The organism is uncultured Ligilactobacillus sp., from assembly GCF_948826705.1.
GTDB lineage: Bacteria > Bacillota > Bacilli > Lactobacillales > Lactobacillaceae > Ligilactobacillus.
The window spans coordinates 1-21,249 of record NZ_CAQLEL010000136.1; the positions used below are offsets into that span (position 1 = coordinate 1).

Consider the following 21,249-nt stretch of genomic DNA (forward strand, 5'->3'; position numbering starts at 1 on the left):
ATCAGTAAAGGAATCTATTGAATATTTCAACACGCAACGTGCATATGCATCAAAAAACGGCTTGACCGCAGAAAAATTCCGCGTTCAAACCGCATAAACTATTTTTCTATTTAAACTGTATACTTGACGGACCCCAGTGCCGACTATCCTCACAGATCAAGGCTTTTTAATATTAAATTTACATTATAGACACTATTCTAAACCAACACGTTTAAAAATATCATCAATATGTTTTAAATGCCAGTGATAATCGAATGCATCATCAAGATCTTCTTTAGATAGGCGACTCATGATCGTTGCATCACTTTCAAGCAATGGACGAAACTGAGTTTGTTCATCCCAAGCTTTAGCTGTATATGGTTGCACAAGGTCATAAGCTTCTTCACGACTCATCCCCGTATCGATCAACTTCAACAAAACACGACCACTGTAGATCAAGCCAAATGTCTTATCCATGTTGCGCTTCATGTTTTCTGGGAAAACAGTCAAGTTCTTCACGATCCGGCCAAAGCGATTCAACATGTAATCGATCAAAATCGTTGTATCTGGTAAGATGATGCGTTCTGCAGAAGAATGAGAAATATCACGTTCATGCCATAAAGCAACATTTTCATAAGCTGTGACCATATGACCGCGGCAAACACGAGCTAAACCACAAATATTTTCTGAGCCGATCGGGTTACGCTTATGTGGCATTGCGGATGAACCTTTTTGCCCCTTAGCAAAGTATTCTTCGACTTCACGAGTCTCTGATTTTTGTAACCCCCGGATCTCAGTTGCAAATTCTTCCAAACTTGTAGCGATCAAAGCTAAAGAAGCCATGTAATCAGCATGTAGATCACGTGGTAAGACTTGGCTCGACACTTCTTGTGCACGGATCCCTAATTTTTCACAGACATATTCTTCAACAAAAGGATCGATATTCGCATATGTCCCGACCGCACCACTGATCTTGCCTGCTTCAACACCCTTAGCTGCACGATCAAAGCGTTCGATATTACGCTTCATTTCTGAATACCACCGAGCTAGCTTAGCACCAAATGTTGTTGGTTCAGCATGAACACCGTGAGTCCGCCCCATCATTACTGTATTTTTATGTTCTCGCGCTTTATCAGCTACGATCTGAGTAAAATCTTTAAGGTCTTTTCGGATGATATCGTTAGCTTGCTTTAATTGATAACCATAAGCTGTATCGACCACGTCTGTGCTGGTCAAACCATAGTGGACCCATTTTTTTTCTTCACCTAATGATTCAGATACATTACGTGTAAATGCGATCACATCATGGTGGGTCACCGCTTCGATCTCTTGAATGCGGTCAACGTCAAATTTAGCATTTTGCTTTAATTTTTCAACATCTTCAGCCGGAATATGGCCTAACTTAGCCCATGCTTCGTCAGCAGCCAATTCAACCGCTAACCAACATTCAAATTTTTTCTCATCTGTCCAAATTGCAGCCATTTCAGGCCGTGTATAACGTGAAATCATTAATGATTCTCCTTTAATTGTGTTTGATCCCAAACTTGAGTTGCTTTGATCTCAGCTAAAGTCTGTTCTAGATCGTCAGTCAAGATCGTAATATGCCCCATCTTACGATCTACTCTAACATCTTTTTTACCATAGTCATGGAAATGCCATTGTGGCTTTTGTGCGATCAAGTCTTCACTTAAAGCCTTATGTTGCCCTAAAATATTGACCATAATGGCCGGTCTCAACAATTCGATCTTAGGCAAAGGCCAATTCATGACTGCCCGATTATGTACATCAAATTGCGAGAAGTTGCAGGCTTCGATCGAATAATGTCCTGAATTATGTGGACGTGGTGCTAGTTCATTGACGTAGATCTCACCATCAAGCTCTACAAAAAGTTCAACTCCTAAGATCCCCCGTAAATTTAAACTTTGGGCGATCTTTATTGCAATGGTTTGTGCTTTTTGCTGTTCTCTTGATGTGATCCGAGCCGGTATGATACTTTCATGCAAGATATGGTTACGATGAATATTTTCACTGACCGGAAAGACAGTTACTTCTCCCTTGGCATTTCGCGCGACCATAACAGAGCATTCCAAAGAAAAGTTCACAAAGCCCTCTAAGATACATGGTCCTTGCGTTAGTAATTCACTGGCAGCATCAAGATCAGCCTTTTCTTTGAGCGTAAACTGAGCTTTACCGTCATAGCCGCCTTCACAAGTCTTTAAAATACTTGGAAACCCTAATTGAGCTACTGCTTGTTCAAGCTCTGTCCTTGTATTGACTGCTCTAAATGGTGCGGTCTTTAAATCATGCTCATGCAAAAAAGTCTTTTCAGCTAAACGATTCTTAGTTATCTGCAGTAGTTTTGTCCCTTGAGGCAATAATTTAGCATCTGTTAAATGCTCTAAAGCTGCTAGATCGACATTTTCAAACTCATAAGTCAAAACATCAGATCGCTTCGCTAGTTCTTCTAAAGCAAAAAAATCGTCATATGGCGCCACGATCTGTGCATCAGATGCCTGCCCGGCTGGACAAGTGTCATCAGGATCTAAAATGATCGTCTTTAATCCCATCGCTTTAGCCGACAAAACTAGCATTTGTCCCAATTGACCACCGCCGATGATCCCGATCGTTTGTCCTTGTTTGAGTTGTTCTGCATCATTCAAGAAGATCACCGCTTTCTACAGCTTTATCATGCATTTCCTGCCGATAAGCAAGTAGATCTTTTTGGATCGTTTTATCGGTAACACCCAGGATCTGCAACGCCAATAGAGCAGCATTTTTAGCGCCTGCTACACCGATCGCAGTAGTTGCGACTGGAACCCCCGCTGGCATCTGAACGATCGATAACAACGAATCTAGGCCATTTAATGCTCGTGATCGGACTGGAACACCAATGACTGGTAAAACGGTATTAGCGGCGATCATCCCTGGTAGATGGGCCGCACCACCAGCACCCGCAATGATCACTTCGACTCCATTGTCTACAGCGTCCTTAGCAAATGTCATCATTTCTTCAGGCATACGATGAGCTGAGATCACAGCCTTATCATATTTTACACCAAATTCATCTAAAACAGCAGCTGTATTTTTCATGGTCTCCCAATCAGAATAGCTGCCCATCACAATACTAATTCGATTACTCACTCTAAGTGCCCGCCATATCTATGTGGGATCGCATAAAAAACGACCGAAAGCGATATAGCATATCCTTTCCTGGTTATTTTCAAACTCAAAAGCTTAGGGGCTGGGGCCTACCGCTACCACACTATTTCTCAACGGCTATCAAGATCTTGATCAGCTCTCAAGTTGCTTTAAGCATAACAAAGTGCCCTATAATTGTCAAAATAAAAATCGAACTATTTTATCAAATGCGATAATTTTATCCGTATAATCTATAAAAAAACAAATAAACACGTTTCATTTTAAGGAAAACACGAAAAAGCACCCAATAACTGGGTGCGATCAACTATTCGCAAGTACTGCGTTTGATGTCCTTAGGATTTAAGATCACCCGTTGCTCGATCACAGGTACCGAACGTTTCTTCAAGAAAAGTGGGACCTTTTCAAGATGGACCTCACTAGTTTCAAGTCCGAACCACTGAATCGGTGTCGTACTGTGATTTTGAATAAAGATCCGTGCCGAGATCAACAAACGCATCCAAGCTGAGATCCGAGTATCTGGCGATAAAACTTCTTGGATCGCTAAAACAGAAAAGTTACCCACGATCCGCCCAGGAACTGTCGTATACTTTTGTGGCTGTTCATCGATAACATCTTTTTGCATCAGATCAGAAACTATCTGATAGAGATATAAGTTAACGCTTGGATTCATCTTATAGCCTAAATATAACTGTAAATTGACGATATTACGTGTACCAAGCATATCGACCGTATAATAGTTAGTGTAGGGTTCATCGGTCGTATTAACGGTAACGAACCAGTAGACTTTGGCGCGCTTAGGCTTTTTATCTAAGATCGAATACAGCAATTCACGTTTGACACTAAGATCGCGCTTTACTTTAGCTAAAACGATCAAATTATCTGTAAAAAGTGGTTCACTTTCATCTTTGGCTAGCGCTTGTAACATCGACTTATAATCCCTTAAATTGATCATCTCAGATCGATCTGCATAACGCTCACGTAGACGATTTCCAAAGAACCAAATAAACATCAAACCTAAGATCAACAAAGTGATAAAGACCGTCACATAACCACCATGCATGAATTTACTCAAGCTAGCAGCTAAAAATATCAGCTCGATCACACTAAAACAGCTTAAGACCAAAACAGCACGGATCGGTTTTTCTTTAGACCGCAGATACTCAAATAATAGTAGTGTCGTCATCAGCATCGTCAAGGTGATCGCTAGACCATAAGCAGCTTCCATATGTTCAGAAGTCTTGAAGTAAAATAAAACGATCGTCGTAGTCAAACACAATAACCAATTGACTGCAGAAATATAGATCTGCCCTCGTGAAAGACTAGGATGCTCAACTTTCATTCGTGGTAAAAGTTTTAATCCGACAGCTTCTTGAACTAAGGTAAATGATCCCGTTATCAAAGCTTGTGACGCAATGATAGCTGCCAACGTTGCCAAAACTACACCAAACAAATACCAATCTGGATTCAAAACAGCATAGAATGGATTTTCAAAGTTAGTTTGAGCTTTTATCTGAGCTAAGTGTGTACTCAAATATGCTCCTTGGCCAAAATAATTCAATATAAGCGCCGTGCAGACAAAGGGCCAGGTCAAATAGATGTTGCGTTTCCCAACATGGCCCATATCTGAATACAGTGCCTCAGCCCCAGTCGTTGCCAAAAATACGCTCCCCAAAATAAAGATCCCAACTTTATTTTCTGGTGAAAACAGCAATTTTAAACCATAGTGTGGTGACAAAGCAACTAACATCCCAGGATCACTGGCTAAATTGATCAGACCAACGATCGCTAAAAAGCTAAACCAGATAAACATTACCGGACCAAAGCCTTTACCGATCAAACTTGTCCCAAATCGCTGGATCACAAATAAAACTAATAAGATCACAAACGTTACAATGATCACGCTATTTTGAGATGCGATCGGAACATTTTGACCAAATGCAACGCCCTTTAATCCTTCGATCGCACTGGTAACGGTCACTGCTGGAGTCAAGGTCCCATCAGCTAACAAAGCAGCCCCCCCGATCAAAGCTGGGACTATCAGCCACTTTTTCTGATGGCGTACCAAAGCATAAAGTGCAAAGATCCCACCTTCACCGTGGTTATCTGCTTTCAACGCGATCAAAACATATTTGATCGTCGTCATCAACATCAGAGTCCAAAAAACTAACGAGAGACAGCCGATAAGGTATTCACGAGTCAAGTATTTCGGACTCCCTAGATCCGCTAATAAAGCTTTCATTACATACAAAGGTGAAGTCCCTATATCCCCGTAAACGATCCCCAATGTGATCAAAGACCCTAAAAATAGCTGTCTTTTTTGTTTTTCCATTATCTCACGAGCCTTTCTGGCAGGCTATCATCTTGCCCACAGTCTGCCCTATAAAAAATTTTATATAGAGAAATATATGCCTCTCATAACAATTAGTCAAGTAATTCACCATTTGAAAAATAAACGTTAAAAATGTAAGATAGTTAAGTACATTAACCGAGAGGATGAACTTTCTATGATCACACTAGCTGGGATTATCGGATCAGGTAAATCAAGCCTAACACAGATCTTAGCTCAAGAATTAGGCTCAAAGCCGTTCTTTGAACCCGTTGAAGACAACCCTGTCTTACCATTATTTTACAAAGGCAACGAAATTGCGGCCAAAAAACGTCAAGCTGGCGATAAGGATGCTACCAATCCTTATGCCTATCTATTACAAACTTTCTTTTTAAATCGTCGTTTTATGATGATGAAACAAGCTATGCAACACCCAAACAACATCTTAGATCGCTCGATCTATGAAGATGCGATGTTCATGAAGATGAATACCGATATGGGAAATGCAACTCAGATCGAATATGCGACCTACCAAGAACTTTTAGGACATATGTTGACTGAACTCAAGGCAGCTACTCCTGCTAACGATACCGATCTGATGGTCTTGATCAAAGTTTCCTATGATACGATGATCAAGCGCATCCAAAAACGTGGGCGTAAATATGAACAGATCTCAACTGATCCTTCATTGATCGAATACTACCAACAGCTCTTACGTTATTACGATGATTTTGAGAAAAATTATGGACTCTCTCAACTGTTGATCATCGATGGTGATAAATACGATTTCGTTGAAAATCAGACTGATCGTAATCACGTTTTAGATTTGATCGAAGACCGTTTAGTCACTCTAGGAAACTTGAGTGCTAAACAAGCTGAAAAGTTAAAGCAAGAACGCCGTGTCTAATAAAAAAGCTGTAGCTCTGATCGGACTACAGCTTTTTTGATACAATTGCTAAAACTATTACTTAGCATATTCGACCGCTCGTGTTTCACGAATAACGGTAACTTTGATATGCCCTGGATATTCAAGTTCTTCTTCGATCTTATTTCGAATATCACGTGCTAAAACAGTTGCTTCTAAGTCATTGACCTCATTTGGTTTAACGATGATCCGAACTTCACGCCCTGCTTGGATCGCATAGCTCTTTTTCACACCTTCAAATTCATTAGAGATATTCTCTAATTTTTCAAGGCGATGAATGTAGTTTTCCAGTGACTCGCTCCGAGCCCCTGGACGTGCAGCTGAAACAGCATCAGCTGCCGCAACTAAAACTGCGATCGTTGATTTTGGTGCTACATCACCGTGGTGAGAGGCGATCGTATTGACAATGACATCGTTTTCTTTATATTTCTTCGCCAACTCCACCCCGATCTCAACATGAGAGCCATCAACTTCATGATCAACTGCTTTTCCGATATCGTGTAGTAAACCTGCGCGTTTCGCTATTGTAACGTCTTCACCTAACTCAGCTGCAAGGACCCCTGTGATCTTAGCAACTTCGATCGAATGATCCAACACATTTTGACCATAACTTGTCCGATAATTCAAACGACCGACTGTCTTGATCAAATCTGGATGCATTGAATGGATCCCAAGATCAAAGATAGCTTCTTCACCAGTCTGGCGGATCCGACTATCCATTTCCTTGGTAGCCTTTTCGACCATTTCCTCGATACGTGCTGGATGGATCCGACCATCTTGGATCAATTTTTCTAAGGCCATTTTGGCGATCTCGCGTCTTACAGGATCAAAGCCACTCAAAACGACAGCTTCAGGAGTATCATCAATGATCAGATCGATCCCAGTCAAAGTTTCAAGTGTGCGAATATTACGTCCTTCACGCCCAATAATACGGCCCTTCATCTCATCATTTGGTAAGTTGACGACTGAGACAGTGGTTTCAGAGACCATATCAGCTGCACTGCGCTGGATAGCTTGTGCGATCAAACTCTTAGCCTTTTTGTCAGCTGTTGCTTGAGCTTGGGCTTCACTTTCCTTGATCATCACAGCTAATTCGTAACTCAAACTGTTACGCGTCTCTTTAAGAATAAGTTCCTTAGCTTGGTCTTTTGTCAAAGCGGCGATCTCTTCCAGCTTATCTTTTTGTTTTTGTTCAAGCGAAGTGACTTCCTTGCTCTTTGCAGTTAATCTTTGTTGCTCAGCACTCAGTTGATCTTCTTTTTGTGTAAGCATTTGTTCGCGTTTGTCTAAGACTGAATCCTTACGATCAAGGTTCTCTTCTCTTTTCAACAAACGATTTTCTTGTTTCTGAACTTCAAAGCGTCTCTCTTTCAATTCGCCTTCGACTTCTTTACGGTAGCGATGACTTTCATCTTTTGCTTCCAGTAAAGCCTCTTTTTTGGCACTAGCAATAATACCTTTGGCCGTTTGAGTTGCTGCATCTAGCGATTGTTCATAACTACGCTTTCGATAAAAGATTCCTAAAGCAAAACCTAGCACTAAAGTCAAAACAGCGATTGCGAGGATGGCACTAATAACAGTATAGTTCAAGTTTGCACCTCCGCGATCTATTTTATCGTGGTAAATCGACGGCTTAGGTCTAATTTACACACAATAATATTTTAATGTTTAATGTTGGTAAATGTCAATCATTATCAGTCTGTTTGACCTTTTATCTAGATAATGTCAAAAAAGAGTAGCTCTAGCAAACGGCTACTCTTTAAAGTTTATTTGTCGTCTTTACCTAAGTCCAAACTGACCGGCTTGTTAGCTGCTTTTTTATCAACTTTAGCCGCTTCTTTTTCCTTAGCTTTTTTTTCTTTTTCAAGTGCTTTTTTCTCTTTTTGTGTAAGCGTTGGTGTATCACGAACTTTTTGTGTGATCTCATCGGCCACTTCAGGATGTTCGCTCAAGTAAGCCTTTGTCTTTTCACGACCTTGACCGATATGGCTACCACCGTAAGAGAACCAAGAACCACTCTTTTCGATGATATCTTTCTCAACGGCTAAGTCGATCAATTCACCCATCTTCGAGATCCCTTCACCATACATGATATCGACTTCTGCCGTTCTAAATGGTGGTGCGACCTTATTTTTCACAACTTTGATCCGAGTCCGGTTACCTAAAACATCTGAACCGTCCTTGATCTGTTCAGCGCGCCGAACTTCCAAGCGGATCGTTGAGTAAAACTTAAGGGCCCGTCCACCAGGCGTTGTTTCTGGATTACCAAACATCACTCCGACTTTTTCACGGATCTGATTGATAAACAAAGCGATCGTCTTAGTCTTGTTGATCGTACCTGAAAGTTTACGTAAAGCTTGAGACATCAAACGCGCTTGTAAACCAACATGTGAGTCACCCATCTCGCCTTCGATCTCAGCTTTAGGAACTAAAGCCGCTACAGAGTCAATGACCACGATATCTACCGCGCCAGAAGAGACCAGTGCATCTGCGATCTGTAGACCTTCTTCGCCAGTACCAGGTTGAGAGAGCAACAAGTCATCGATATTGACACCCAAAGCTGTCGCATATGCAGGATCAAGTGCATTTTCCGCATCGATATAAGCAGCTAGACCGCCTTGTTTTTGAACTTCAGCAACAGCTTGCAAAGCAACTGTTGTCTTACCAGAACTTTCAGGGCCATAGATCTCTACGATACGTCCCCTTGGGAAGCCACCTACTCCCAAAGCTTCATCAAGGGCCAATGAACCACTTGGAACAGTTGAGATCTGGGTATCAGCCTTTTCACCCATCTTCATGATGGCACCCTTACCGAAATCTTTTTCGATCTTCTTGAGCGCTTTATCTAAAGCAACTTGTCTTTCGTCAGCCAAATTTACTCCTCCTCTTTGTCGTTTACTCACAAAGAACGTTTCCTAATCTACGTTCAATTACTCTGTACCATATATCATACTTATTTTTTTCAAAAAAAGCAAGCGTTTTGCGAACTAATGTTTGATATGTTTCAGCCTTACTTTAAAGATACGCAAAATACTTGGATCTCTATGCAAATAAATAGACTACCTCACCAGCTGAAGTAGTCCATCGTTTTTAATCGTTAAAAGAATCAGCAAAAATACTTCTACTCTTCCAAAAATAATCCAAGCCTGAATATACCGTAAAGAATAAGCAGATATACAATAAGATCTCACCGATCATGATATTTGCATTGATAAAGAAAACATTATTCAAATACAAGAACAAGATCGCAAACATTTGCGTCATTGTTTTGATCTTACCTGGAAGTTCAGCAGCCATGACTTTACCATCGTTTTCAACGATGATCAAGCGCAAACCAGTTACGGCTAATTCACGGCAAACAATGATCGCTGCGACCCACGCAGGTACTTTCCCCATCTGTACCAAGATGATAAATGCGGTCATTACCAACATCTTATCGGCTAGAGGATCAGCAAACTTGCCAAAGTTTGTAACTAATTTTTGTTTACGTGCGATCTGTCCATCCGCAAAATCCGTGATCGAAGCAATCGCAAAGATCAGCGCTCCAAGCAATTGTGTGGTCGGGATAACGGTACCAGCTAAAACCACCTCGCCCCAATCAAGCGGTAATAGCAGAACTAACATGAAGATCGGGATCAAAATGATCCGTAAAACTGTTAATTTATTCGGTAAATTCATAATTTTCTACTGTGTTGGCGGAAAAGTTTCATACTTTGAAAAGTGCACAGTTTCCTTTCTTAGATTTACTTATGCTTTGGCATCCGCCTTTTTCTGCCATACTACTTTTATTGTGCCGTTGTTTGTGCAACGTTTAATGTGATCGTACGTACGGTCAAAGTCTCGTTTTCTTTTAAGAAATCAAATTTCTTACCGTTGATCTTGATCGATGTTGCCTTTGAGTTCCCTAAATTCATAGTGATCGTTGTTGTATTTTCAGGGATCTCAATTGTTTGTGATGCATTATCAGCACTAAGTGTCCCTTGCCATACTTGGACCCCATTAGCTGAAACGGCATTCCAAGCTGTTGCACCATCAGAAACTGACATTTCGATCTTATTTGTAGCTGGGGCATTTTTTAGCTCATATACGAAAGCTGAACCCGCAGCTGATGTGTTAGTGATCTTTTGTTTAGTTGCCTTTTTAGATTCCTTCTTAGCTTTTGTGCTTGAACTTTCTTTTTTAGATGTGCTACTACTGCTGCTTTCACTACTTGAGGCTTTTTGCTTGGAACTACTGCTCTTAGCAGAACTTTCGGAAGAAACTGAGACTCTTTGACTATTATCAGCAATCTGTGTACTGCTATTACGGTCACGATCTCCCCAAGCAAAGATGTAGATCGTTCCTAAGATCGCAACTACGATAGCTACGATAATGATCGTAGGTAAATAACGGATCAAACCCGCAAGGATCGGTGACATAGTTTTTTCTTCTTCGCGCTTGACCGCTTCAGTACGTGTCGTTGCTTCTGTTTCTTCTTCTGGTTTGGGAGTTTTATCTTCATCTAGCTTAGCTAGCAACTCTTCTGGATCGATCCCAACAGTTTCTGCATATTGCTTGATAAAAGCTCGCACATAGAATTTACCTGGTAGCGCTGCAAAGTCATCGTCTTCGATCGCGATCAAATAACGTTTTTGGATCTTGGTCGTTTGTTGTAAGTCATCTAATGTCAAACCTTTTTCTTTACGTGCTTCTTTTAAAATTGTTCCAATATCTGTCATTTTATCTAATTTCTCCGTCTCTTTTTAGATTCTATCGTCTACACGAGCCAACCACCAGTCACATAAAGTGTCTGACCCGTTAAATAACTAGCTTTAGGGGCTAACAACATTTTTACGAAATAACTTATCTCACTTGGCTGAGCAAAGCGACCACTTGGGATCTCTTCTTGTACTGCTTGACGTTCACTACCAGAAAACATCTGATTCATCTGCGTATCTACTGCTCCAGGTGCGATCGTATTGACTGTGATCCCCAAAGAGGCAACTTCTTTACTATAAGCTTTGCAAAAGGCACTTTGTGCTCCTTTTACCGTACTATAACCGACCTCTAAAGCACTACCAGCACCACCATAGACCGAGCCAATAAACACGATCCGCGCTGCTTGACTGCGAGCTAATTTAGCTTCGAGCAACGCGATCAAACGTAACGGACTTTGTAGTTGCATCGCCAGCAACTGGTCAAAAGCTTGCGGTCCTTGTTGACTAAATAGCCCATACTCAGTCGTTCCTTGCGCAAAGATCAGTGCATCTAGACTGCCAAAGATCTGAGAAGCCACTTGTGGCATCGTGTCTGGTGCTGTAAGGTCAGCTTGGAGTGCTAAAAAATCCTGCTTAGGATAATTCTTTGCTAGTTTTATTACTAGATCATCCACACGCGTTTGATTGTGATAGTAATGTAAATATAACGACCAGCCATCAGCTGCTAAGTCTTTAGCGATTTGGTGACCTAGATCACCTGAGGCTCCACAGAGCAAAGCCCATTTCATTTATCTTCATCTTCTTTCGGGAGAATTTGGTAAACACTGATCGCCTCTGAACGTAAGAACTGCTTGGCAACAACTTTGATATCGTCTAAAGTCAATTGTTCTAAAAGCGCTCCGATATCAAATAAGGTCGCATTTTCAAACAGATCAGCTTCATAACGATTGGCGATACTTTCTAATGAATTCATCGCTTGGATATTACGTCCGATCAACTCACGTTTAGCTAACTCAAAAGCAAATTCTTTATCTTCTAAAAATTCTAGCGCGTGCTCTGCGATCTCGATCACGGCATTGGATAGTTCTTGAGGTTTATTGGTATCACCTGAGATCGTAGCAAAATGAAAACCTCGTTCTAAAGAAAAATCATACCCAAAACTGTCGTCCAAGACACCTTCATCATAAAGTTCTAGGTATTTATCTGAAGTTTCGCTGTAAAGTAAATATAATAATAATTCGACTGCTAGCTTATACCGCAGACCTGCTCGACCTGCAGGCACTTTATCTAGTCCCTTGATCCCAATGATCGTTTTAGGACGCTGGATATCTAATTCTGTCATCCGATAAGGAATGATATCCTTACCTTCTAGATCAAAAATTCTTCGGCTCGCTTGATCGGCTCAGCACTTGGAAATTCCTTAGCTGCTTGATTTTCTTTGACCAACTCGAGCATAGCTTCAACTTCAAAATTCCCGACTAAGAAGAGATCCATGTTACTTGGCTGATAAAAAGTCTTGTAGCAATCATACAGATCTTGAGCAGTGATCTTATTGATCGAATCAACTGTCCCAGCGATATCGACACTTAATGAATTTTTAGGATACAGATTTTCAATGATCCCAAAATATAAGCGCCAATTGGAGTCATCATCATACATCTTGATCTCTTGACCAATGATCCCCTTTTCTTTTTCAACTGTCTTTTCCGAAAAATACGGCGCTTGCACAAAATCTAATAACGTCGTCACACACTTAGCAACATTATGTGTCGTTTGAAACAGGTAGCTCGTACGAGTAAAACTGGTAAAGGCATTGGCATCAGCTCCGTATTTACCAAATAGTTCAAAGGCATCGTGATCTTCTTTTTCGAATAATTTATGTTCTAAAAAGTGGGCGATCCCATCAGGAAACCGCCGAACGCTAGTCTCACCTAAAGGAACAAATTCGTTATCAACTGAGCCATAATCAGTCGTCAAGATCCCATAAGTCTTATGAAAATCTGTTCGAGGCAAAAAATTGACTTTTAACCCATTCTCCAAAGTAGCAGTATAAATCGTCTCGCCAAATTGCGGATAACTGTTGATCTCCACTAAATATGCCCCCCATCTAAGAAAAATACGGCCTGAAGCTCAGCTAAATTTGCCACCTCTACCACGTCTTGAGCCGAAACTTGGTTGATCTTTTCGATCCAAGTCGCTGGTGTTTCTGGTACTTGACTCAATATATCTAGCTGACTACGTGTGATCGCCGTCATTTGATCATCTAAACGGCTCTCATAACCGTTGATCAAATTTAGTTTGATATTTTCTAATTCAGCTTCACTGAACTTTCCTGCAGCTAGATCAGCGACTTGTTGTTTGATCAAGCTGTAGGCTTTCTTCTTGTCACTTGTCTTGATACCCGTCTGGATCAAGAGCAACTGCCGGAAAGGATCAAAATTACTACTTGCATAATAAGCAAGACTTTCTTTTTCTCGTACATTAGTAAATAATTTAGACTGCGGTGAGCCCCCCAACAAGGCATTGAAGACTACAGCAGCATAGTGTTTAGCATCGCGATAAGTGGTCGGCAATCGATAAGCTAAGTCTAACTTGCTTTGATTTAAAGTCTGTCTTTCGACTACTTCAACTACTTGAGCTCGTGTTGACTGTTGATAACAAAGCTTTGTGATCGCAGTCTTTCTTTTGTCAAAAGGTAATGCAAGCGCATTTTCCTCAACTTCAGCTTCTAAGACATCCCCTGATACGAAGATCTGGATCTGATCATTTTGAAGCATTTCCAAATAATAAGCGTAGAGTTCAGCTGCCGTAACTGAAACTAGATCTTCCACTGTACCATAGTTAGCAGCTTGTTGGATCGCATCCTCAAAATAGATCTTTTGCAATTCTAACGCCGCATAGGATTGCTTATTATCTTTGACAGCTTCGATATAAGCCGTCAAATTAAGCTTTTGACGCTCAAAAGTCGCTTTATCAAAGGCTCCATCATTGGCTAATGGTGCAAAGATCAACTCTTTTAAAAATGAGAAAACTTGGCCTAACAAATCTTCGGGATGCAAAAGATAGTTATCATTTACACAATTCAAAACAAAATTTAGAATATGTACTTGCCCGCGCCGGCTGACTGTCGTACCAAAACTTGCTCCATACATCTTAGAAAGCTCTAAGGCAACTGCTTTTTGCGTCGGATAAGCTTGACTACTCGTTTCTAAAATATTAGCTAATAGCGTTCGCATGACGAGTTCTTTGCGATCTGTCAACTCTTTTAAAAATGAGATCACGACTCGTGTTGTCTTGAACTGTTGTGTAGGGATCACATTCAACATGACCCCCGCATTGATTTCTTTTTGCACTAACAGTTCCCCCTTCGATATGTTACTGATATATTTCTAGTTGTTTGGTCAATAGTTTATATACTCTCTAACTATGATAAGGTAAAAGACCCGCATTGACAAGTTTCAATCACAAGGTTTTCACCTAAAAAATAAATTTTATTTCTACCAAAAAACCCGTCTAAAGCAGACGGGCAAAAAATGCGATCAATTATCGACTTTTTTTGATTTTAAATAGACTTGACGTGGTTTAGAACCAGCTTGCGGACCGATCATTCCACGGTTTTCAAGCTCTTCTACTAAATTGGCAGCTCGATTGTAGCCGATCCTAAAATGGCGCTGGATCAACGAGGTGCTACATTTTTGTTCCTGTGTGATAAAAGCCACGACTTCATCGAAAAGCTCATCAGTCCCATTATCATCTGGGGTTTTTAGCTCACTTTCAGAAACTTCTAACGCTTGGTCATAGGTCACTTCGGCTTGAGCTTTAATGAAATCAACAACATTTTGAACATCTTCATCATAGATATATGCTCCTTGGACTCGTGATGGTTTATTTTGGCCCATTGGTAAATAGAGCATATCACCACGCCCCAATAATTTCTCGGCGCCAACTTGATCGATGATAGTCCGTGAATCAGTTCCACTAGAAACGGCAAACGCCATCCGCGAAGGCACATTAGCTTTAATGATCCCAGTGATGACGTCCACAGAAGGCCGTTGAGTAGCTAAGATCAAATGGATCCCAGCAGCCCGTCCCATCTGCGCGATACGTGTGATCGCAGCTTCGACTTCGTTACCAGTCGTCATCATCAGATCGGCCAATTCATCGACTACAACAACGATATATGGCATCTGTTCATAATTATCAGGGTCTTTAGTAGCCATTTTATTATAGCCTGTTAAATTTCTTTGTCCCGTTTGAGCAAAGATCTCATAACGCTGTTGCATTTTAACAACGACTTTTTCCAAAGTTACTGCGGCTTTACGGGGTTCCGTAACAACTGGTGTCAATAAATGTGGCAGATCATGATACATCCCAAGTTCTACTTTCTTTGGATCGATCAAGACCAGCTTGACTTGCTCAGGTAAACAATTCATCAACAAACTTGTCAAAATAACATTGATCGCGACCGACTTTCCGCTCCCAGTCGATCCAGCGATCAACAAGTGTGGCATCTTGGCTAGATCAGCCGTGACCAACCCATTTGAGATATCACGTCCCAAAGGAACTTCAAGTGGGGAGAAATCAGTCTCACGAAATTCAGCCATCAATTCTTTGAACGAAACAGTCGCTACTTTTTGATTGGGTACTTCGATCCCGACTAAAGCTTTCCCTGGGATCGGCGCTTCGATCCGAATATCTTTAGCAGCCAAGGCTAAAGCAAGATCATCTGCTAAACTGACAAATTTAGATACTTTGACCCCAATAGCGGGATGTAATTCATATTTAGTTACTGCTGGTCCTAAGATGATATTTTTTAGTTCAGCCTGGACACCAAAACTTTTGAGCGTCTCCGTCAAGACTACTTGATTTTGTTTGATCTTCTTTTTTTCACCTGTACGATCAGGAACTAAAACTTCGCTCAATAGATCTAAACTTGGTAATTCATACGTACCATCACTTTTAACTGGTAGTTCTTTTTTAGGTTTAGGAATTATTTTTTTCTTGGGCGGTATGCTCACTGCAGGCTCAGCTACCACTGGGATCGATTCTGGGATCGGCTCTTGTGATGTAGGACTTTTTTTATCAGAGCTTGGTTCAACTTCGGTAAACAATTCCCTAGAACTCGTCTGTTTGAAACTTTTTAGTTCGGTTCTGGCCTTTTTTAGTAAATTTAGTGTACCGAAGCCTAAAGTTTTAAATATCCGTCCGATATTCTCTAATACTGCACTAAAGGAGATCTGGCAGATAAACAAGATCCCTGCACCCACTAGTAAGCAAGCTAACAGATAAGATCCGATCTGACCTAACAAAAAATACATCAAGCTATACAAAATGACCCCAATGATCCCTCCTGCCAGATCCTCGTTCAAAGTCCCCGAGACAAGATCATGACCCGCTCGTTCAAAAAAGGCTTCAATAAAATCGGTATGGATCTCCAAATTTTGAAAAGTAGTGGCACTGATCCATAAAACGATCCCTAAGTACAACAAGATCGCCCCTACGAGATAATTGGCCTTTAATTTGAAAGCACGATCAAACAATAACCAATAACTTCCCAAGATCCCCAAAAGCACTGCTCCTAATTGATAAGTATTTCCGACTACTAAGCGTAGCATATTAGCAAATAATGTCCCTAAAAAGCCTAGATCTAGTATGATAGCTACTGCAAAAATCAATGCAAAAGCCCCGTATGCCCTCCAAGTCAACTTGAGACCTGTATTATTTTTAGTCCGCTTTTTTTTATTATTTTTTGTTTTACTTCTAGTATTTTTTCTTTGCGCCAAATTTACCCCTCGATTTCTTTTGGAATCACCATAAATTCCACTCAATGCTCACTAAATTATAACACATTTACCTCGAGCTACTATTCTTTAAAATATAATAAGCAAAAACTTTTGATTTCGATCACCGATAAAAAGATTAAATCTTTTTATATTAATATTTAATAAACTTTATTCATTTTAAAAAAAAATAAATAATTATCTTGAATTTATAATTTTTATAAAATATAATAACAGAAATTAAAAAATTACTTTTTTAATTTAGGGGTAGCTTACAGATAAATTATCTTAAGGGGGAATAACCTATGTCATTAAAAAAACTACTTGTGACCGGTAGTACTTTACTTGTTGCTACATTAACACTGAGTGCTTGTGGCAACTCTAACGCTAAATCGACCAACAAACCTGCGGCTAAGCAAGTTTTAAACTGGTCACTACCAAGCGAACTAGCTACTTTAGACTCTGCACTTGTTCCTGAAATGGGCAGTGCCGATATGATCAATAACGCTATGGAAGGTCTTTTCCGGATCAAAAATAACCATGCTGAACCAGGGTTAGCCACAAAGACTAAAGTTTCAAAAGATGGGCTGACCTATACGATGACCTTACGCAAAAATGCTAAATGGTCAAATGGCGATCCTGTCACAGCTCATGACTTTGTCTATGCTTGGCATCGAGCTGTTGATCCTAAAAATGCCGCTCCGGGGTCATATCTTTACAGTGGGATCAAAAATGCTGATGCGATCATCGCAGGTAAGATGGCACCAGATACCTTGGGCGTCAAAGCAAATGGCGATCATGAACTTGTCGTTGAATTAGAACAACAATTACCTTACTTTAAACTTTTGATGGGCGATATTCGTTTCTTCCCGCAAGATCAAAAAGCAGTCGAAAAATACGGGTCAAAATTCGGCCTATCAGCTGATACGACAGTTTACAATGGTCCCTTTGTACTTAAGGGTTGGACTGGCTCTAATTTGAATTGGAAATTAGTCAAAAATCAAAACTATTGGGATAAAAAGCATGTCAAAATGGACACGATCAACTTCAAAGTAAATAAGAGCACAACAACATCCTATAACCTTTACCAAGCCAACAAAGTTGATTTCACTACTCTTTCAGCAGAGCAATCAAAACAACTATCCAAGACACCAGGATATAGACCATTACATCAAGCACGCACGACGTATATCGAATATAACTTGCGAAAAAAAGAATTTCACAATAAAAAAGTGCGCCAAGCTCTATCATATGCGATCGACCGCAAGTACTTAGCCAAAAATGTTGCTGGTGGAGGAGCTGTTCCACTTACTAACTTTGTGCCTAAAGGTCTAGCTAAATTTAAAGGCAAAGACTTTGCAGACCTTGCTGCAACTAAAGTCGGTGTTACTTACAATAAACGTTTAGCTCAAAAATTACTCAAAGAAGGACTGTCAGAACTCGGCGAAGATCATTTCGAATTCACTCTTTTAGGACGTGATGATGAAACAGCCAAAAAAGAGACTGAGTTCATCCAAAGTCAGATCGAACAAACTTTACCTCAAGTCAAGGTCGTAACACGTAATATCCCTGGAAAAGTGATCATCACTCAAGCTTCAAAAGGTGATTTCGATGCTCAGCTCACTGGTTGGTTAGCTGATTTTGCTGACCCGATCAATTTCTTAGATGTTGAAACAAAAGCAAATTTCACCAACATGGGGGATTACGATAGTGCTGAATACAACGAACTTGTTTCGGCTGCTAAAACAACTGACGCTTTAAATGAACCTAAACGCTTCGAAGATATGGTCAAAGCTGCTAAATTACTAAATGAAGATCAACCAGTTGTTCCATTATTACAAGATGGCATTCCTGAAATGCTTCGTCCAACAGTACACGATATGGTCCAAAATTCAGCTGGGATCACAAATAATTTTAAAGAAGTTTATGTGACTGAATAGTCCCAAAAGAGACAGTGACATAAGTAGTCTTTAATATTATATATAAAACTACCGCTAAAGAATTACTATGCGTTGTTTAGTTGTTACTTTATCCTGTAAAGCCTTAAAAAGTAGCATTTCCAAAGACAAAGAAAGACATCTTCAGAATTCCAACGTTCGGAATTTGAAGATGTCTTTTTACTCATATCACAGCCTCTTTTTGACTACTTTAATTTATCGTTTTCATACGTATGTGTTTTATCAAGCTTAGGAAAACCTTGTTGCCTTAGAGCTTCATAAATTACGATCGCCGCTGTATTCGATAAGTTCAACGCCCGAATGTGTTCATCGTTTTGTGGGATCCGAATACACTTTTCTTCATTTTGGCGCATAAAATTTTCTGGCAAGCCAGTCGTTTCCTTTCCAAAAAGAAAATACTGATCAGTCTTAGGATCGGTATAATCGACTTCAGTATACGCTAGATTAGCAAATTTAGAAACGACATGTAATTTAGAATCAGCGCCTAAAGTTTCCAAAAATGTCGGTAAATTAGCATGATAAGTGATCTTTACTTTATCCCAATAATCTAGACCAGCTCGTTTTAAATATTTGTCATCGGTCGAAAATCCCAAAGGTTCGATCAAATGTAATTCTGTATTCGTTCCTGCACAAGTCCGAGCAATATTGCCAGTATTTGCTGGCATCAAGGGTTCAAATAAAACAATATGGTTAGCCATCTTTTTTCTTCTTTCATTTTGAGATCTTGTTTACATAAAAAAAGCGTAACTGTTCGGTGTGGGCACGGCGAACAATTACGTTAATGAAGTACAATCACATAGTAACTAACGACAATGCATTAATTACTCATAACCGATTTCTTACCGATTATCATAGCACGTATTTAGGTAGTTTTCAATCTTTTTTCAAATTATTTTTCACCACTGAGCAAGGTCACATCCACTGTGATCTGCTTTAACGGCTGACTCGCAGCTTTTTGCAACCTTTCAGCCGAAGCCCCCCACTGTAAGGGTGTCATTTTCATAAGTGCAGTAAACAAAGCATCATCTAACGAAAATACATACTTTATCCGTGTACTAGTCGCTTTAGGATAGTGCTTATAGAAAAGATCCAATACTTTTTGATTACTATATTCGTGTTTTTCATCATTTTCAGCATACAATAAACGCCGTAATTCACCTAGATAGTTAGCGTTTGGGATGACTTTCAAAAGTTTACCCATTTTTTTCTGGACCCGTGCAAATTCACTATAAGCAGATGGTGAAAAAATATCGATCAAGTAATCAAAACTTTGTTCACTAAATGGAAGATCAGCTAGATCTGCAATGCAAAAAAAGCCAGCTGTCTCTTGTTGCGTCGCCAGATTGATCGCACGTTTCGAAATGTCAAAGCCTACATACCGATCAGAACTATCAGCTCGCTTATGCTCTAATCGTTGTAAAACACTACCTTCGCCACAGCCAATGTCGAGAACTTTGATGCCTGTTCGTTCACCGATCTGGTTTACTATTTCTTCAATGATCGGATCAAAAAAGCCAGCCTGTAATAGAACACGGCGCGCTTGCCACATTACATCGTCATCATAGTCACTCTTGACGCCATGTTTGATCAAATACAAGGTCCCTTTTTTAGAAAGATCAAATTGATGATCTTTGGTACAGTATACTGTCGTCTTTTCTACCTTACTAAAAGGAGCACGACAGATCGGACACCGAAACAACTCTTTGTTTTGCGCAACAAATCGCGCTCCCCGTTCGATTTTTTTCATACTCATCCCTACTTTTCGACCTTGATATATTTACCCTTGACTAGATCTACCAGATCAGTTTGTTTTAATCGGACCGAACGTCCTACTTTACCAGCTGAAACTGAGATCAACGGTTGATCTTTGATCCGCTCATCAAAGTAAATCGGAAATCCCTTACGTACATTGATCCCGATCGGCGTATTAGCACCATGGATATAACCCGTGATGTTGATCAAATTTTTGTTATCGGCCAAATGAACTTGTTTTTTCCCTAACTCTTGGGCTACCAACTTAAGGTCGATCTCATATTCAAGCGGTAAGCACACGACCACATAATCTTTAGGATCTTTATTTGCTTGTAAGACGATCGTTTTTAAAATAGATTTGGGATCGACTCCTTGAGCATTGGCTTCCTCTAGTGCAGACTGTCCCCTAGTCAACCATTCAAATGAAGCTTCTTCATATTCGATATGATGTTGATCTAGGATCCGTTCATCATTTGTCTTTTTTTCTTTATTTTTTTTAGCTTTTTTTGCCATAAATTCTCCCTCGCTTTCACTCCTGCTCTATTTTAACGTGGATCTATGCACTTGTCGAATTGCTTAATTTATTAAGTTAAATTTAATCAAAGCAAAACACGAACTTTTTTTAATACGAATATTTTTTTATTTGACTTGATCTAACTAATACGTTATATTT

The 21,249-nt window shown here is 40.1% G+C and carries 16 protein-coding genes and 1 pseudogene; 2 read left to right on the plus strand and 15 right to left on the minus strand.

Features of this window, described 5'->3' with window-relative positions:
- Nucleotides 1-192: 192 nt before the first annotated feature.
- From purB to Q9Q35_RS09950, 4 genes are all read right to left on the minus strand, one after another.
- On the minus strand, nucleotides 193-1,488 hold the full coding sequence (gene purB, locus Q9Q35_RS09935) for an adenylosuccinate lyase (RefSeq protein ID WP_135942202.1): 1,296 nt from the start codon (nucleotides 1,486-1,488) through the stop codon (nucleotides 193-195).
- Nucleotides 1,488-2,639, minus strand: coding sequence for a 5-(carboxyamino)imidazole ribonucleotide synthase (gene purK, locus Q9Q35_RS09940; RefSeq protein ID WP_304653219.1), 1,152 nt, complete (start codon nucleotides 2,637-2,639; stop codon nucleotides 1,488-1,490). Before purK ends, purB begins: the two co-directional genes overlap by 1 nt.
- Entirely contained in the window at nucleotides 2,632-3,096 is a 465-nt protein-coding gene (purE, locus tag Q9Q35_RS09945) for a 5-(carboxyamino)imidazole ribonucleotide mutase (protein ID WP_304653247.1), read from the minus strand. The genes purK and purE overlap by 8 nt, the downstream gene beginning before the upstream one ends.
- Before the next feature lie 346 nt (nucleotides 3,097-3,442).
- A complete protein-coding gene (locus tag Q9Q35_RS09950) occupies nucleotides 3,443-5,467 on the minus strand; it encodes a KUP/HAK/KT family potassium transporter (protein ID WP_304653220.1) in 2,025 nt (674 codons plus the stop codon).
- Nucleotides 5,468-5,642: 175 nt separating this feature from the next.
- Between Q9Q35_RS09950 and Q9Q35_RS09955 the strand changes: the two genes are divergently transcribed.
- Complete coding sequence (locus Q9Q35_RS09955; protein WP_304653221.1) at nucleotides 5,643-6,371, plus strand: deoxynucleoside kinase; 729 nt, start codon at nucleotides 5,643-5,645, stop codon at nucleotides 6,369-6,371.
- A 57-nt stretch (nucleotides 6,372-6,428) separates the two neighbouring features.
- Here Q9Q35_RS09955 and rny read toward each other — a convergent pair whose 3' ends face one another.
- The 8 genes and pseudogenes from rny to Q9Q35_RS09995 all read right to left on the minus strand — a co-directional run bounded on the left by rny (nucleotide 6,429) and on the right by Q9Q35_RS09995 (nucleotide 16,869).
- Nucleotides 6,429-7,979, minus strand: a complete 1,551-nt coding sequence (gene rny / locus Q9Q35_RS09960; RefSeq protein WP_304653222.1) for a ribonuclease Y — start codon at nucleotides 7,977-7,979, stop codon at nucleotides 6,429-6,431.
- A 176-nt stretch (nucleotides 7,980-8,155) separates the two neighbouring features.
- Nucleotides 8,156-9,262 (minus strand): recombinase RecA, encoded by a 1,107-nt coding sequence (gene recA / locus Q9Q35_RS09965; protein WP_304653223.1) that lies wholly within the window; start codon nucleotides 9,260-9,262, stop codon nucleotides 8,156-8,158.
- Nucleotides 9,263-9,479: 217 nt separating this feature from the next.
- Complete coding sequence (gene pgsA, locus Q9Q35_RS09970) at nucleotides 9,480-10,067, minus strand: CDP-diacylglycerol--glycerol-3-phosphate 3-phosphatidyltransferase (protein WP_304653224.1); 588 nt, start codon at nucleotides 10,065-10,067, stop codon at nucleotides 9,480-9,482.
- Nucleotides 10,068-10,174: 107 nt separating this feature from the next.
- Nucleotides 10,175-11,107 carry a RodZ domain-containing protein gene (locus Q9Q35_RS09975; protein ID WP_304653225.1) on the minus strand — a complete coding sequence of 311 codons (933 nt, stop codon included), beginning with the start codon at nucleotides 11,105-11,107 and terminating at the stop codon, nucleotides 10,175-10,177.
- 38 nt (nucleotides 11,108-11,145) lie between these two features.
- Nucleotides 11,146-11,874: an elongation factor P 5-aminopentanone reductase gene (gene ymfI / locus Q9Q35_RS09980; RefSeq protein ID WP_304653226.1), complete on the minus strand. Its 729-nt coding sequence runs from the start codon at nucleotides 11,872-11,874 to the stop codon at nucleotides 11,146-11,148.
- Nucleotides 11,871-13,177, minus strand: a pseudogene (gene yfmH / locus Q9Q35_RS09985) (EF-P 5-aminopentanol modification-associated protein YfmH). The gene ymfI and the pseudogene yfmH overlap by 4 nt, the downstream one beginning before the upstream one ends.
- Nucleotides 13,177-14,439, minus strand: a complete 1,263-nt coding sequence (gene yfmF, locus Q9Q35_RS09990) for an EF-P 5-aminopentanol modification-associated protein YfmF (protein WP_304653227.1) — start codon at nucleotides 14,437-14,439, stop codon at nucleotides 13,177-13,179. The pseudogene yfmH and the gene yfmF overlap by 1 nt, the downstream one beginning before the upstream one ends.
- Before the next feature lie 186 nt (nucleotides 14,440-14,625).
- Nucleotides 14,626-16,869 (minus strand): DNA translocase FtsK, encoded by a 2,244-nt coding sequence (locus Q9Q35_RS09995; RefSeq protein ID WP_304653228.1) that lies wholly within the window; start codon nucleotides 16,867-16,869, stop codon nucleotides 14,626-14,628.
- A gap of 302 nt (nucleotides 16,870-17,171) precedes the next feature.
- Between Q9Q35_RS09995 and Q9Q35_RS10000 the strand changes: the two genes are divergently transcribed.
- Nucleotides 17,172-18,806, plus strand: coding sequence for a peptide ABC transporter substrate-binding protein (locus Q9Q35_RS10000; RefSeq protein ID WP_304653229.1), 1,635 nt, complete (start codon nucleotides 17,172-17,174; stop codon nucleotides 18,804-18,806).
- Nucleotides 18,807-19,009: 203 nt separating this feature from the next.
- Here the strand turns inward: Q9Q35_RS10000 and Q9Q35_RS10005 are convergent, their stop codons facing one another.
- The 3 genes from Q9Q35_RS10005 to Q9Q35_RS10015 all read right to left on the minus strand — a co-directional run bounded on the left by Q9Q35_RS10005 (nucleotide 19,010) and on the right by Q9Q35_RS10015 (nucleotide 21,089).
- Complete coding sequence (locus Q9Q35_RS10005; RefSeq protein ID WP_304653230.1) at nucleotides 19,010-19,522, minus strand: tRNA (cytidine(34)-2'-O)-methyltransferase; 513 nt, start codon at nucleotides 19,520-19,522, stop codon at nucleotides 19,010-19,012.
- 191 nt (nucleotides 19,523-19,713) lie between these two features.
- Nucleotides 19,714-20,571: a methyltransferase domain-containing protein gene (locus tag Q9Q35_RS10010; protein ID WP_304653231.1), complete on the minus strand. Its 858-nt coding sequence runs from the start codon at nucleotides 20,569-20,571 to the stop codon at nucleotides 19,714-19,716.
- Nucleotides 20,572-20,579: 8 nt separating this feature from the next.
- On the minus strand, nucleotides 20,580-21,089 hold the full coding sequence (locus tag Q9Q35_RS10015) for an aminoacyl-tRNA deacylase (RefSeq protein WP_304653232.1): 510 nt from the start codon (nucleotides 21,087-21,089) through the stop codon (nucleotides 20,580-20,582).
- Nucleotides 21,090-21,249: the final 160 nt, after the last annotated feature.

Excerpts from the sequence above, each read along its gene's own strand:
- Q9Q35_RS09950 (WP_304653220.1), bottom strand. The coding sequence starts at position 5,467 with ATGGAAAAACAAAAAAGACAGCTATTTTTAGGGTCTTTGATCACATTG.
- purB (WP_135942202.1), bottom strand. The coding sequence starts at position 1,488 with ATGATTTCACGTTATACACGGCCTGAAATGGCTGCAATTTGGACAGAT.
- Q9Q35_RS10015 (WP_304653232.1), bottom strand. The coding sequence starts at position 21,089 with ATGGCAAAAAAAGCTAAAAAAAATAAAGAAAAAAAGACAAATGATGAA.
- Q9Q35_RS10005 (WP_304653230.1), bottom strand. The coding sequence starts at position 19,522 with ATGGCTAACCATATTGTTTTATTTGAACCCTTGATGCCAGCAAATACT.
- pgsA (WP_304653224.1), bottom strand. The coding sequence starts at position 10,067 with ATGAATTTACCGAATAAATTAACAGTTTTACGGATCATTTTGATCCCG.
- ymfI (WP_304653226.1), bottom strand. The coding sequence starts at position 11,874 with ATGAAATGGGCTTTGCTCTGTGGAGCCTCAGGTGATCTAGGTCACCAA.
- Q9Q35_RS09975 (WP_304653225.1), bottom strand. The coding sequence starts at position 11,107 with ATGACAGATATTGGAACAATTTTAAAAGAAGCACGTAAAGAAAAAGGT.
- Q9Q35_RS09955 (WP_304653221.1), top strand. The coding sequence starts at position 5,643 with ATGATCACACTAGCTGGGATTATCGGATCAGGTAAATCAAGCCTAACA.
- purE (WP_304653247.1), bottom strand. The coding sequence starts at position 3,096 with ATGGGCAGCTATTCTGATTGGGAGACCATGAAAAATACAGCTGCTGTT.
- Q9Q35_RS10000 (WP_304653229.1), top strand. The coding sequence starts at position 17,172 with ATGTCATTAAAAAAACTACTTGTGACCGGTAGTACTTTACTTGTTGCT.
- Q9Q35_RS10010 (WP_304653231.1), bottom strand. The coding sequence starts at position 20,571 with ATGAAAAAAATCGAACGGGGAGCGCGATTTGTTGCGCAAAACAAAGAG.